General features: G+C 43.6%; 16 protein-coding genes and 1 pseudogene. 11 read left to right on the forward strand and 6 right to left on the reverse strand.

The features are described 5' to 3' along the window. The 10 genes and pseudogenes from VB775_RS15210 to VB775_RS15255 form a co-directional block, all read left to right on the forward strand. Nucleotides 1–665: pseudogene (locus VB775_RS15210) on the forward strand (hypothetical protein); the annotation flags it as partial. Between the two features lie 131 nt (nt 666–796). Further along, nucleotides 797–1,210 carry a single-stranded DNA-binding protein gene (locus tag VB775_RS15215; protein ID WP_281010120.1) on the forward strand — a complete coding sequence of 138 codons (414 nt, stop codon included), beginning with the start codon at nt 797–799 and terminating at the stop codon, nt 1,208–1,210. A gap of 85 nt (nt 1,211–1,295) precedes the next feature. After that, entirely contained in the window at nt 1,296–1,790 is a 495-nt protein-coding gene (locus VB775_RS15220) for a hypothetical protein (RefSeq protein ID WP_281010119.1), read from the forward strand. 135 nt (nt 1,791–1,925) lie between these two features. Beyond that, nucleotides 1,926–2,267, forward strand: coding sequence for a hypothetical protein (locus VB775_RS15225; protein ID WP_281010118.1), 342 nt, complete (start codon nt 1,926–1,928; stop codon nt 2,265–2,267). Continuing rightward, on the forward strand, nt 2,264–2,473 hold the full coding sequence (locus VB775_RS15230) for a hypothetical protein (RefSeq protein ID WP_281010117.1): 210 nt from the start codon (nt 2,264–2,266) through the stop codon (nt 2,471–2,473). Before VB775_RS15225 ends, VB775_RS15230 begins: the two co-directional genes overlap by 4 nt. 2 nt (nt 2,474–2,475) lie before the next feature. Further along, the gene (locus VB775_RS15235; RefSeq protein ID WP_281010116.1) at nt 2,476–2,727 is read left to right on the forward strand and encodes a hypothetical protein; all 252 of its coding nucleotides are present in this window, start codon (nt 2,476–2,478) and stop codon (nt 2,725–2,727) included. A gap of 1 nt (nt 2,728) precedes the next feature. Then, complete coding sequence (locus tag VB775_RS15240; protein ID WP_281010115.1) at nt 2,729–3,493, forward strand: hypothetical protein; 765 nt, start codon at nt 2,729–2,731, stop codon at nt 3,491–3,493. Nucleotides 3,494–3,503: 10 nt separating this feature from the next. Continuing rightward, entirely contained in the window at nt 3,504–4,211 is a 708-nt protein-coding gene (locus tag VB775_RS15245; RefSeq protein WP_281010114.1) for a hypothetical protein, read from the forward strand. Next, nucleotides 4,208–4,909, forward strand: coding sequence for a Mov34/MPN/PAD-1 family protein (locus tag VB775_RS15250; protein ID WP_281010113.1), 702 nt, complete (start codon nt 4,208–4,210; stop codon nt 4,907–4,909). Before VB775_RS15245 ends, VB775_RS15250 begins: the two co-directional genes overlap by 4 nt. Then, nucleotides 4,909–5,772: a ThiF family adenylyltransferase gene (locus tag VB775_RS15255; protein WP_281010112.1), complete on the forward strand. Its 864-nt coding sequence runs from the start codon at nt 4,909–4,911 to the stop codon at nt 5,770–5,772. Before VB775_RS15250 ends, VB775_RS15255 begins: the two co-directional genes overlap by 1 nt. Before the next feature lie 25 nt (nt 5,773–5,797). Here the strand turns inward: VB775_RS15255 and VB775_RS15260 are convergent, their stop codons facing one another. The 3 genes from VB775_RS15260 to VB775_RS15270 all read right to left on the reverse strand — a co-directional run bounded on the left by VB775_RS15260 (nt 5,798) and on the right by VB775_RS15270 (nt 10,984). Beyond that, entirely contained in the window at nt 5,798–6,493 is a 696-nt protein-coding gene (locus VB775_RS15260; protein WP_323216855.1) for a hypothetical protein, read from the reverse strand. A gap of 155 nt (nt 6,494–6,648) precedes the next feature. Beyond that, entirely contained in the window at nt 6,649–9,771 is a 3,123-nt protein-coding gene (locus VB775_RS15265; RefSeq protein WP_281010110.1) for a plasmid replication protein, CyRepA1 family, read from the reverse strand. Nucleotides 9,772–9,817: 46 nt separating this feature from the next. Next, a complete protein-coding gene (locus VB775_RS15270) occupies nt 9,818–10,984 on the reverse strand; it encodes a LysM peptidoglycan-binding domain-containing M23 family metallopeptidase (RefSeq protein ID WP_281010109.1) in 1,167 nt (388 codons plus the stop codon). A gap of 195 nt (nt 10,985–11,179) precedes the next feature. On the opposite strand from VB775_RS15270, the gene VB775_RS15275 reads away from it, so the two are divergent. Further along, nucleotides 11,180–12,325 carry a hypothetical protein gene (locus VB775_RS15275; RefSeq protein WP_281010108.1) on the forward strand — a complete coding sequence of 382 codons (1,146 nt, stop codon included), beginning with the start codon at nt 11,180–11,182 and terminating at the stop codon, nt 12,323–12,325. 99 nt (nt 12,326–12,424) lie between these two features. Here VB775_RS15275 and VB775_RS15280 read toward each other — a convergent pair whose 3' ends face one another. From VB775_RS15280 to VB775_RS15290, 3 genes are all read right to left on the reverse strand, one after another. Continuing rightward, nucleotides 12,425–13,111 carry a DUF6753 family protein gene (locus tag VB775_RS15280; protein ID WP_281010107.1) on the reverse strand — a complete coding sequence of 229 codons (687 nt, stop codon included), beginning with the start codon at nt 13,109–13,111 and terminating at the stop codon, nt 12,425–12,427. A gap of 1 nt (nt 13,112) precedes the next feature. Continuing rightward, nucleotides 13,113–13,832: a mobilization protein MobD-like protein gene (locus tag VB775_RS15285; RefSeq protein WP_281010106.1), complete on the reverse strand. Its 720-nt coding sequence runs from the start codon at nt 13,830–13,832 to the stop codon at nt 13,113–13,115. 11 nt (nt 13,833–13,843) lie between these two features. Further along, nucleotides 13,844–14,248: hypothetical protein (locus VB775_RS15290; protein ID WP_323216856.1), on the reverse strand; the 405-nt coding region annotated here is incomplete at its 5' end.

Raw genomic sequence — 14,248 nt, forward strand, 5'->3', positions numbered from 1 at the left:
TGGACGACCAGAATACCCTAATGATCTCTAAAAGTAGATGTCCTGAAATCAGCAGTGGCATCTATCCCAAGCCAGGCAAGAAATTTGCAGAGATTGTTCAGAATTGGTTGAATGACACATCATCCCCAAGTACAGCCGCAGTTGTTCCAACAAGGGATATAACACCAATATATGCAGTACAGGAGCAACCTGCCTATGCGATCGCCGCAGTTGCCAGCAACGACAGTATTGCCCAAATTGCAAGTACAAACGGTCATGTCGCCGCGATCGCCAGTACTAATGGTCATGTCGCCACATTCATTGAGACTAATATTCCTAGTCCTAATGTTCAACCATCTGCTCCCGCGACCAGCAGACAAGATAACCCAGCCAAAGCAGCATTTAAGGCACTTTTAGCTGTGACCCAACAACCAACGGGCAAAGTGATTGAAGCAAGCATCGATTTGTATGGAGCCGATGCCACTGGATTAAAGCCAAAATTCAGCAGTGAAAACATGACCGCAGTGCAAATTAAAGAAGTGTGCGAAGCCTTAATGCTTGAATGGCTTGGAGTAAAAGGATATGTAGTTGAACTTGCTCAAAACCTAATCGACATCTCATCGTCTAGATATCCAGGACAATATTCCTTGATTGCCACTGATATTAACTCCCAGCTTGAATTCTAGATTTAAAGCCAACCATGCTATATAACCATAACTCTCTAGCAAATAATTTACTAGAGAGTTATGGCATCTATGGGAACGGAAACGCTATCGCGTAGAAGTTCGTGAAGTGATTCCTAAACAGGTATAAATCGATGTGTAATTCAATAAATACAGTAGTTGTCTCTGGCTATATTGGTATTGTCTCCCCAGTCCGTCAAACTAGAACTAGCGGTAAGGATGTATTAGACTTTAGCCTTGCTGTACAGCCCAAACCGCGCAGAGACAACGATGGTAATTGGATCAACCAAGAGCCACTTTGGGTAAAAGTTGTTTGTTGGAATGGTACTGCCGAGTATGCAGAAGAACGTGCTCAGTCAGGACGTTTTGTGGAAGTAGTGGGAGTACTATCCCAACCAGAAGGATATCAATCTAAGAAAGATAAGAAACATCATGCACGTACAGTCATCAGCGCCCAATCTCTTAACTTTATTGATGTTGAGAGAAAGAATGCCGATGATGCTGATGAAGAATATGAGCCAACTACTGCATACGATGATGATTTTTAGCTAACTGTTTCAGAGAGAATTTACTTTGCTAATCCTCTCTCTGAAACAACTTCTCTAAAAAAGAACAGATATTTGCCGCAAGCGAATGTTTGTTCTTTTTTTATCGCTATCGCTTGAAGTTCATGCCCAACTAGATGCAAAGAAGGTTACGATGATTTACTCACATAAAGGCTATCAATGTTTACTATTGCCACGAGTCTCGAAGAAAGGTGTTCAATGGAGTTGCAAACCCAAGAGCAGTGACAGCATGGAGCAACAAGCATTTGTAACATGGTCTAGAGCCAAGCTGATTGTTGATATCGACATTCTCCAAGCTAAGCAGAAGTTTACAAGTCTTGTGGAATTATTCTTACAGGAGCGCAGCGCTGAGTTCCCATTATATCCACGACCAGAATTACCCGATGCGACAATTGAAGCGATCGTTGACGCAAGAGTTTATCTGGTTGCGAATAATAGCGGCAAGAATCATACAGCGAAGTTTCGGGTATTTACAGAATCTCGTCTGCGAGTTTTCCCTTCGCACAGTCCTATCCCCGTTGGCATCAAATCCCAACCAAGACGGATGGAAAATGCAGCCTAAGTAAAAAGTAAAATCCTCACTGTGAGGGTTTTACTTTTTTTTACAATAGGGAAGTCCGACACTGTGAATTTTTAGAACAAATAGGCTAGCGCCAGTGCTTGTGTAAAAGCGTATAAGTTAAACAGCGTGAAAGCCATGACCAACCTAATAGACCTAGATCAGAGCCGACTGCGGCTATGCATTGAAATTTTACCTGAAACCGAACAATCACCAGAAAGGCTAGTGATTATTTCCATTTGTCGAGATTTGGGAAGACCGCTAATCCGCACGATCGCCTTATCAGCGCTCACACCGATCCCAGCGCCACTAGCAGAAATCATCCAAGCCTATGCTGAGAGTGACCTAGCATCTCCAATTGAACCAGATGAATCAATTGAGGAAGAACAGAAACTACCCGTAAAACTTGAATTTGGAAATTTTCCAAAGAAAACTACACCAGCAACTTCTAAACTACATCAACAGGCTCTACAACTATGAATACAACCACTACACCTAACTACAGCATCAAAGTTGAAGGACAAACGATCCCAGTGCCACCCGAAATTGGCAGCAGTGATGAGCAAATCAAGGCTACGCTCAGTCAGTATTTTGAAGGAATCAAAAACTCACAAATTCGGCGAACAGTTCAAGCGAATGGAGATGTCCTCGTGGATATCTGTAAACAAGCAGGACCAAAGGGCTAAGTATGTCCGAGCTAGTCCTGACCAGTTTGATTACAGCCAATGAATTTATCAATCCCTTGCTAGAAATACTATGGGAGATTGAGCAGCATGAGCAGCAAGGACAGCAACTAATCGAAATCGGTGAAATTGAGCTAGAAAACTTTACTGAAGCAACAATTTTATCTAGGCAAAATAGTTGTTTATTGCAACGATCTCTAGACAACTTAAAAAAGGCGCACCCGATCGCTGCCCCTGCGGTAATCAGAGGATTCTAGAATGGACAAAGCCAAATTCCAGTGGATGTGTTCCCATACATCTGAAAGAGCCGCCGATCACCTTGAATCCATGCAGCAACGTGCAAATATGCTGAGACTATATCAGCATTACTATCCAGAGAAATATCTGCAAACCACAGCCAGCCTAGCCTTTGCAAGACCCGAAGACTATAGCGAAAAAGAAATCGAATTTCTGACTTTAGTGGACGAGCAGTTCTTTCCTTTACCCTTAGTAATGACAGATTTGGAACGTATAGCCCATATACCAATAGACCCAATTGGTACTTCATGGTACTACGACGAATTTGAAGGATTAGGTGCAACCGAGAAATTTCTGATGTGCCTAATTCATGACATCAGTAGTGAAGTATGGGATGACGTAGAAAGCGAACTGGGTAAAGAATTGCCCCCAGTCGAAGATTACATATCCGATGTGCTTTTGCGTCAAGAGGCAAAAAAGGCGAGGGGGATGATCTCTCGATTGCCATTGGCGATGGAGGTGCTAACCCAGTCAACGGATAATATCTGGCTAGATATGACCTACGAAAGCGAAATCACCGATGCTGATTGGACGGTAGAGGTGATTGACATACTGACAGAAGCATACACAGAGGCTCAGACAATCATGAAGGAATACAGAGAATTTATCGAATGGCTAGATCAGGACTCCAAAAACTGCGTCAAGGTAGTGCGGTTGTGGAACAGGTGTAAAGAAACCGTTCCTCAACTACATTCTCACTATATCACCCATGCATTAGCGGGATAAGGAAGAATCAATGTTAACAATAGATCCGATGCAAGATGCTCTCAATCCTGATGGGTATCCACTGATAGAAGCAGATGCAAAACTGCTATTTCTAAAAGGAGGACATTACTGCTTTCAATATCGAGATGCAGGAAAAGAAACCTATAAATTTCTATCACCTGAAACTGTCAGAGCCGCATTTCAACATGAACAAATTGACTCAGGATGGATACCCAGTGGCGTACAGCGATTGGGTAGTTGTAAACAAGGACAATGGTTCGTACAGTTTATACCGCCCGCAAGACGAACATTTACGTTCACAAATTTGACTGAAGACGGAGAGCCGATCGCTTTGACCATCCCGATGATGGGTTTAGTGTTTATGCTCTGCGGTGATAGTTGTTATGTTTGGGCAACTAACTTCAAAATCTTCAATGCAGAGGCTCCTATTTACCATGTGCCATTACCGAATATCTACGGTGATGGCAGAATCTGTATGGGTAATGAAAATAGCTTTTCTAGCCAATTAGAAGGAATAGAGAAACTAGCTGAAGCATGGCAGATGTTTATGAATGCACCGTTTAGCAATCATCTTGTGAATGATAAATCAACTTCCCATCCACAAGATATTCGTTTGAAGCTATTACAACTCCAGAAATCCAACCGCTATCCAATCGCCGATCTTGTCCGATGTGGCTCTTCGGTGAAGGTAGCGATCAATATGATTATAAACCGATGAAATTATTAGAACACGTTCAAAAACACACAGTTATCACAAACCCAGTTACCGCAAACCCAGTATTGCCAACCTTTAGTGCAGGGCTAATTCAGCACATCATTGCCACGAATCAGCATCTGCCTGAAATTGCGGCAACCTCAATGTATGAGTACGTTTACGCAGGAAATGGCACATTTGTCAGAGCGAGACGGGAAGGGTTGGTAGCGATCGCGCCTGTGGTCTATTACAAAGCCAAAGGACTGAGAGCCATATCAGCATCAGTCCAGATGACCTACCCACCAGTACCCGTTGCACTAGTACAGCAAATGCTAGAGGCATCTCGCCTACCGAGCAATGGAGAAGGTAAACCAGTAGAAATACTGTTTCACCTGTATTTTGAGAATGGTAATTGGCAACTGACAATACCAGAGCAAGAGCAAACCGCCAGATCCTGTAGACCATTAGACAATTCTCTAAATAGCTCCTATGCAAAAGCATTGATCGAAGTACATTCGCATCATGGGATGAACGCATATTTCTCAGATACGGATAATCGTGATGAGACAGGCTTTCGGATCTATGGAGTATTGGGTGAAATATTCTCAAACCCACAAATCAGGATGCGCGTAGGAATCTACGGTCATTTCTATGAAACTACCACAACTGGTATTTTCGATCTTCCGCCCCAACTAACAGATTGTCTATCGGAGGATTGGTAATGCCAACCTTATCATTACCATTTGCCGAAGCTGTGCCAATTCTGCTCCCCTCCTACGATCAACTGGACTTAGTTTTAATTGGTTGTGGAGGCACAGGTGGATGGCTAGCCGTGAATTTGCCGCGTATCGCCTACCTGCAAAAACAAGCAGGGAAAAAGGTATCGCTCACCTTCATTGACCCAGATCGGGTAGAGGCAAAAAACATTCCCCGCCAAAACTTTATTCCCAGCGATCTGGGATTGCCTAAAGCATCAGTTCTGGCGGCAAGATATGGGTGGCAATGGGGAATTGAAATTAACGCGATCGCCGCGCCATTTAAGGAAAGCATGGCAACACTACGCTGGAAGCATTTGGTGATTTGTATTGGCGCAGTAGACAATCCTGAAGCCAGAGTTGAAATTGCCAAAGTTTTAGAAAACGGGAAATCAGTTTTCTGGCTTGACTGTGGTAATCATTACGATTCGGGACAAGTCCTGCTTGGCTCACAGGGCAAAGTGACAAATATGAAAAGCTCCTTTCATGTTTCCACCTTTTGTACGGCGCTACCCTCACCCGCACTGCAACATCCAGACCTCTTGATTGAACAGGAGACGACCGAAAAAGTACTGTCATGTGAAGAAGCGGCGCTCGTCAACGCGCAGTCGATGTCCATCAACCATCGCATTGCTGACGAAGCTTTGGATATGTTACTACGCTTACTGAGCGGAACCCTTACCCGCTTTGCGACCTATGTGAATTGCAAACATGGTACAGCATGGTCGAGATTCAATACACCTGAAGAAGTTGCCGCAGTGATTGGTGAAACTGAGCAATATCTAAAAACCACACCCAAGGAATCAAATAGTCAATCTGAGATGTTCTAAAAAAATATCTCAGATTGACTATTTTTTAACTGCAACGCTTTACTCTGTGAGGCGTTGCGGTTCTGATTGGATGAGAACCTTGAGAAAAGGAAGGAATTTCATCTAGCCAAGGGATGCCACATAGTTTGAGTACGACATCAGCACTAGCATATTGAACGAGAGCGCCCCAGTTGGAACAAGCAATCACCCGATTTCGATTAGAAAGTAAACCAATCGGAGGTTTGATAATTTTGATTGAGATAGGAAGCTGATTCTTATGCGCCGCCGCAATTATTTGACAGGTGCAGGGGAAGCAAATATCGCAAAGAAGTGGGTAGTAGAGATCGTTGCAGAGGAAATCAATAATCTCGCCCAGAATATCTTCGTTGATATTAACGATCAAAGAATCCTCACCAGTGAAGATGGCGCGAGCCAGTCTTGTTGAGCGAGGAGACGATCCACCAGCAAACTGGACATTGCCATACTGGATTACTTCGTCAATGGATTTACTAACAAATTTTTGGATGTCAGAACGGTGCTGCTTAATGAACTGAGCCGTCGTGTCGATATCGATGGGTTTAGAAATCTGAGAATCAAGGAAAGTCGTTACAGAACGGAGTTTCACCTGTTTGGCAGAAAAGCGATCGTGGTGATATTGATAAAAAATACGGATAAAGTTATCGCGTAGAAAATTAAGTCGTTTCTCTTTAGGAGCAGCGAAAATATCGGTTAAAGTACCCATTTCAGATTCCATTATAAAATTGCTAGATAAAATTCCTAGCTCCGTCCCCAAATCTGAGCCTAGTGACTAAAATCATTGATTTTCTCATGATAGCTCTTTCTGAAGTTATCTGAAGTCATCTGGATAACCAAATAATCATCAAATTAGTTCAGCGCCTATGAACTGGGAGCAGGGATATGGTGCGTGACTACTGAGCGGATGGCTAAAAATAAAAGTGACAATTGCTCACGTATAGGTTTCCAAGGGGAAAGTTCAGTCGGCATAAAAGCGCTCAAATAGGTAAGTACAGAGATAACTTGAGTCCACATTGCAAACTGACAATTAGCGATCGCCCCCACTTGAGTAATTGTTATAGGGAGGGGGCGATCGACAGAAACGGACTGAGGTGCAATGCCCTGTTCAAGAGATGCTGTGCGTCTTTGCATAATTTCCTGTAGCTGTTGCCACGCATCAGGATCGAGCCAACAGACATTAATCATGCCACTAGCACTGTGCAGACGCTTTGAGCAAATCTTCACACCAAGCTGGTTACACAGCAGCCGAAATATCCAAATGTTTGTGGCATTGGCAGAAATGTTAAAGCCCAAATATCTTTTAATATCGAATCTAAATTGACGGCAAATGTCACCCAAGCTTGCTAAGTCAGCATCAGTATACTGAACATCAGGATTGAGTAAATCTTTCAACCCCAGACGATCCCTGATAAACCTGCCCAACTCATGACAAGGCTGATCTGGCAAGAAGATACCCATGCCAAATTTTGCCTGACGCGCAAAAATATCAATATCAGATTCCACAGCAAGATCTGATTCTGATTGGAGTAAAGCTTCCAACTTGAGAATCTCCGAACGACGTTGACCATTGTGGTCGTATTCCACAAGTTGTGGTGTAACCTCATCAAGTCCATAAAAATCCGATAGCGCCGTTTTTTCTACGCTCAATCGCTCTTCGTGAGACTGACACTCATGTTTAGCGATCGCTGTTTGTTCTGAACTACTCAGTACCTTTGCCCCAGCAACAGCTTGGTAATGCTCCTGTTTAACTAATGCTAAAGCCGCCTTAATCGACTTACCAAAATCATCATTATTGACGGTAACGACCGTGACTTGATTGCCTTCAAACTTAAGTCGTTCGAGCAGATGATCTCGCAAAGCCCACATCGCCGAATTAGATTTTGCTTCAACATTTGCCCAGAGGTCAATGTGAGTATTCTCAGCCGTAATATTATCAACCATCGGCAATAGAGAATCACCCAGCCCAGCGCGAATCAGACTGACTTCCCGATCCCAGCGATTCCTGAGAGTTGCTTTTAGATGCTTGGGAGACTCCGAGCGATCGATTTTACAGAAATTGAAACCGCGCTCAGCGCACCAAACTATACGAGGGACATTATCTCGTACTCGCGATAAAGCCTGACTAGCATCAGCATCCGTAACCGTGCCATAGAACAAACCATAGACTTTGTTAAATCGCTTGACCTCAATGGATATACCCGTATTCATGGAAGGAGTGGCAATCACCACATCGTAATTGAAAACGCGCTTATTGATATTGGTTACAAAGTCAGTCTCGTGCCGACCACCACTGGTATCGGAGTTGAACAGCAAGATTTTGGCTTTGGGGCGAATTGACTTGATGCTTTCAACTAACTTAGCGATCGCTTTACTACTGGACTTGCTATCAGTAGTCACAAAGATGCGATTACCCTTGGCTACATCCGCCAATAGTTCTTGAATAATGGGCGCATCGTTACTGGCGACCATAAACTTAGCAGGATAGCCTTCAGGCTTGAAATCGTTTTTAATCAAAAACACATCAGCACCGTCACCACGCAAAGCTTGTAGATAATTCAAACTGACATCAGAGAGATCGGCATCCGCTACGATTACCCGTTTAGCTAACTTCACCAGAATATGCAAACGTGCTAGCAGCGCAGGACGCTTACCATCCTTGTTACAAGTTGAGCCTGAAATCAAATGTCGCAGCACCTGTTCTACCTCATCGATGACGAGATCGCAACCAACAAACTGACGGGGATCAAAGGCTAGTAAGCTATCAACACAGGCTCCGACCCGCAAGGCATAATCTGAATCAGTAATAAATTGTCCATTAGCAAGATCGAGATCGCCCTTGAAATCAGCATTCATGACCTTACATAAGTTGCGAACCAAACTGACACGATGCCCTAGCAAAGCCAGCTTATCTGTTCCCGCCACGATCGCCGCGATTGCTTTAGTTTTACCCGTGCCTTTAGCCGACTGAATCGCCACGATACCAGTTTTGGGAATGTAATCAGGAATTTGATACTGGTCTAGCTGAAACACAACATTCATGTGCAAACTCTTGGAAGGCTTAAAAGTAAGTTGTTGAGATTGCTGATGATGCCAAGCATAGGTATTCAGAGAGACGGATGCCAAGTAAACCCGCTCGAAAGCATCCACACCGCGATCGACAATAAAATCATCAATCCCAGTTTTATCAGTACTTTCAAGCAAAGGAAGCTGGATTACTTTGACCTGACATTGTGCTTCTACAAAAAGTTTTCCAGTTCTGACCGTGGCAAGAAAAATATTATGTTTTGTTTTCTCCTTAGTTTCAGCATCAAAGCAAAACAGTACCTGTCGCTCTGGTACTGCAAATTTAGCTAGATAAGGCTGAAGTGACAACACCCCATGCTCATCTGTGACCCGCCCCATCGTGATACCACTCAAAGCGATCGCCACATAACCCTGAGAAAGCAAGCAGCAAGCTTTTTTCATGCCTTCACAAATAAAGATCGGAATTTCAGGATGTTGGCTGACCCAATCCCAAAAGTTGATCGAGGCAGGCAAATTAGAGCAATCTAAGTCACTGGCATAGCGGTCAACGACCTTTTGCCAAATTGAGTGAGTGACCAAGGCAAACCCACCAACTTGCTCACGGTTAGCAGGGTTCTCATACTTTCGGGGCTTACCTTTCTGGGAATCAATGATAGGATGACTAAGCTTGACCTGAAATACTTCAGGTTTCTCTAAGAATGGATTCCAAGTATTAATGAGAGCACCAAACAGTTCAGGGCGTTGTTGACGACCAGATTGCCAAGCCGTCCGCCACTTAGAAGCTTTCCAGTTTAGAGCCTCATGAATGGGATAGCTGATATCATCGCCATTAGAAATCACTTCATCAGTCAAGATTTCAACCGTAGAAGCGAAAAGTTCGGGATTTATAGCACTGCCATCAACCCATTCACGTTGTACTAAATCGGAGAATGTAAGTAGACTTTTAGGTAGTAATTGCATTTTTAAGTTTAAGTGAATAAATAGGGCTTCGGTAAAAAAAATATAATTATTGTTTCGCCAAATAAGCCATTGGATCGGTAGCAATACCCCCTTGTGGGCGGATTTCAAAGTGGAGGTGAGGACCTGTACTATTCCCTGTACTACCCACAGCAGCCACTACTTGAGACTGAGTGACAGTATCTCCTTGTTTGACAAACAGAACATTGAGATGAGCATAACGAGTAATCGAACCATCACGATGCCGAATATCGAGCATATTGCCATAGCCGCTATCATCCCACCCCGCAAATTCAACAATACCAGTAGCCGCAGCCCAGACAGGAGTACCGACAGGTGCAGCAATATCAATACCTTGATGGATTTTTCCCCACCGCCAACCATAACCTGAAGAGATCGTACCTTGAGTAGGCCAGATGAATGCAGAATTAGTATTTTTATCAAACAAGTCATTTTTTGCGGGAAGAGTGGGTAAGTTGATTTGTAGGTACTGGTTTTGATTTTCAGAGTTGGAAGCAATTAACTGTTCTTGGTTAATCACCAGACGATCAAGGGTTTCCAAATCCTTAGTCAGTCTGAACATTTCTACGGTTGTCATCCGCGCCTCTGACTCAGGCAACATGGCTAACTCAGTAGGAATCTGGACTCCTTGAAAGTGAAATCGCGATATCCAACTTTTGTCAGTCAGGGGCTGTTCCGTAAATTGACTAGAATACAAACTAGTCAGAGTCGGAACCTCATTGGTTAGTTGCAATAGCCGTTGTCTGAGCATATCTCGTTTAATTACAAGCTCCTGTTTGGTTTTTCCCTCCCGTCGCTGAATCAGGCTACTAACATCACCAGGGATGACTAAAGGCTGCTCAATACGCAAGTAATCAGTAGCCAGTATTCCTGAAGCATGGGAAATGGCTTGCTGCGGGACTTGATACAGGTTGGCAATCTGACTGAGTGTATCATCAGGTTGGACTTTATAAACAATCCCCTCAATAGGAGGAATGACGAGTTGTGTACCAATCGGTAAATCCGTAACCGCACTAATGCCGTTAGAAGTAGCGATCGCCGCCGCATCAACATGATAAAGCTGAGTCAGTTTGTAAAGAGTATCGCCAGCTTGCACTTGATGTACCTTTGCCCCAATATTTTGAGATTCCCACCAGTTGGTAAGATCGACTTTTGGGGTAGTATCCGTCCTAACAACTGCGGGGCTAACTGCCACTTGATATGAAATTATAATAGTGTTGATAGACCAGTAAAAAACTGTATCTCCTCTTTTTTGAAAAACCCAACTCACACAGCATATTGGCAAGAGGTAATTTTGGGAATACGTTGAGCCAACTCTACAGATTGTTCAGTATTGTGATTACCGTAAACCAGATTAAAAATTCAAGTCAAAATATTTAAGGATGAACGAATGAGCAAGCAAAAATTAGACAGTAAGCGTAAGCATAATCCAGAGACAGCTTCACAAGCATCTGAATATATCAGGCTATATACCGAAGAGAATTATCCACTTAGAGAAATAGCCAACCAATTTAAGGTCGGAGTTTCGACTGTATATAATTGTATGGTTTCAGCAGGATTTACAGAATTTAGGGCGCGTAGTTCTCGCACCAGCCATACGAGAATGTCGATGGAGCAGCAGGCGATCGCCTTATACCAATCAGGACTAACGAGGTCAGCGATCGTCCAAAAATTAAATGTCGCCGCCAGAACCCTCAACAAAATCCTTGAAAAGCATAATATTCCCATTCGTCGGGGCATCGATCCCGTTACCTCAGCCAATCGCGCCGCCCAATACAACAAAGCCTACAACGATTACAACTTAACCCTAAGAGAAACCGCAGAGCTATTTGGTATCTCGCATCCAATCGTATTGCAGGAACTAAAGCGCAATGGCTACCCGATCCGCCAAAGCGTAGACTCCAAAAACCGTTTGAAATTAAGACTAAAACATAAATTAGGCGGTATCGCAGGATTAGCAGTACCCAAACTGACTCCAAGGCAAAGAGAGCGCCGCCAGATTTTGCTGCGAATCAGACAAAGGCAAGAAGATAAACTAAAGCAAAAACGGCTAGAAGGCTATACCCGCGCCCAAGAATATTGGCAACTAGTCTGCGAGGGAGGGCTAGACTTTGATCAAGTAGGCGCGATGTTTGGAGTCACAGGCAAAACCGTCGAACGGATCATTAAGCGCAATGGTATTGACATCAAAGAACTATCACGGAAAGAAAAAGCCGAAGCCTTCAAGGAAGACGCTGTAATCGCCAAGCAATATTGGGATCTTTACAACCAGCCTATGAGCCTAGAAAATGTAGGCAAAATGTTTGGCTTAAGCGATTCCACGATTAGGCTAGTGCTGCTCAAGCATGGCTACGAAATTCGTAAACGCGGACGATTATTCAACACTGCGCCCACCATAAGGAAACCGAAAAGCCCGAAAAAGTCCAAGGTGGTAGTAGTATCAGAAGAAAGTGTCGTTGCAACTTCAAACGCTTTAGACTTTTTAGCACCAAATACACCGAATTCGCCTAATACAAAGGTCAATAAATCTACTTAAACGATGACTTAAAAAATAAATATTACGAAATTTTAAACGTTTTTAGACCGTAAAAGTTAGCTATTATGTTTTTTAAGTCATGAATTGCCGCACCTAAAATTAACGGCGATCCTCATAGACTCTCTGGGTTTCAGGCAATACCCATAGAGCACATAAACCTTTAGTCACATACTTACCATTGAGAATGATTAAAGCCTCCTTGAGGTTTTGCTGATCCTGAAGGCAGGTTTTCAAAATATCCTGATTCCAGTCCACGAGATTCCTGGCAAGTTTGCCGTTGTCACTTGCTACCCACTCCAAATCCCTAGCGGATTGGGCATTTAGACTGGGTGTAGGTAAAAACAGTTTTGCGATCGCCAAGCCCGAAACCAGACCCGCCGCTAAGCCAATCATCAACATCCCTGCACAGAAACCAATGAAGGGCAAGCTAATCGCCCGCCAATAACCTTGGGATTCCTTATGCTGTTTGTTTTTGATGATATTCGCGATCGCCTGACTAATCGCCACTTCCTGTTCCTTAACCGCAGTCTCGCGTAGAGTCGCCAGAAAGTCGCGGAACTTTTGGATACCAACATCAAAGCCTTTGGCTAAGGCACTTTGGAGTAGATTTGGCGCAGTGGCAACTGTTGCCGCAACTTGGGCATTAGACAAGAAAATTGCAATGTAAGGATCGTTCTGGGGAATGCCAGACTTAGCCACAATCTCGTAGATTTTGGCTTTGACCACGGGATCGTAGTCATGGATGGCGATATCCAGATAGGTTTTCGGCAGTGGATCGCTATTCATACTATGCTTTCAGTTCCTGTAGCTGTTTGGCTTTGGGTAGAAGCCCAGTTGACTCAAAAGCTTTATAAGCGTCACGTAAATATGTTTTGATTTGATTCCTGCCAATAATGCCAAATTCAGGGTAATTGGAAGCATCCTCGAAGGTGAGCCGCTTAGCGTTAATTTCGATCCGCCTACCATCACTCAACTTGGGAAAGTCAATCACCGCAACGTTGTATTCGGAGATCGCTTTCTGGATCGCTTCGTGGGCTTTGAAGTACCCCCATTCATCACAGCGCCCCCAATTTTTGATAAATACATGGGTGATATAGCCTTGATAATGCTCTAGCGACTCGATGAATAGCTCAATGGAATCGCTTTCACCGTCACTGACAAACCACTTGATAAATGTCACGTCATGTTCCTTGCCCAAATCCAGTAATCCTTTGGTGTCAATCCATTTCGCCACTGCTCGGTGAGCCTGAGCGGGTAAATTGACGACAACCGTTTTCTTGAGTGCATATTCAAAAATGACATCAGCCACATCAGCCATTTTTTCATTTTCCGAGAAAACAGCAGCCTTAGATTCTTTGTAAATGTTGAGTACGGTTGGGTTACTACGATCTGTTTCAATACTGGCGCGGGGAATTGCGTTATCGATCAGGTATTGCAGCATGGTGCGTGCGACCCAGCTTTTACCCACACCACCTTTTTCACCGTCGATCAGGTTGATAATTGCCATAATGTCGTCTCCTAGTATCTATTGAAGTGCTTCAAGATTTTTTGTTGCGCCAAATCATCATCGTCGTCATCATCTTCCACGGGGAGAGATTTCGGGACAATACTTTGTGGTTTGGTGGTTGCCTTACTGCTGTTTGGCTTTACCACTGAGATTGGTTCAGAGCGATCGCTATTTTCTACATTGGTAAGAGTTTCCGTTGCAGAGGGGATATTAGCCATACTATCCGACAAACTTGTAATTGGTTGTTGAGCTAGCTCAGATCCTGATGGTTTGTGTTGCGGTAAAGCCTTTTCTGCCCTAGCGGTATGGGTTTTAGCTTTTGTCCCACCCTTTTTTTGTTTTTCGTTAATTCGCCATATATACTGCTTTATAGTTTTAGCAGAGATATCGACGTGAAGTTCATCTTTTAGGTTTTG

Source organism: Pseudanabaena sp. CCNP1317 (assembly GCF_034931345.1).
Lineage (GTDB): Bacteria > Cyanobacteriota > Cyanobacteriia > Pseudanabaenales > Pseudanabaenaceae > Pseudanabaena > Pseudanabaena galeata.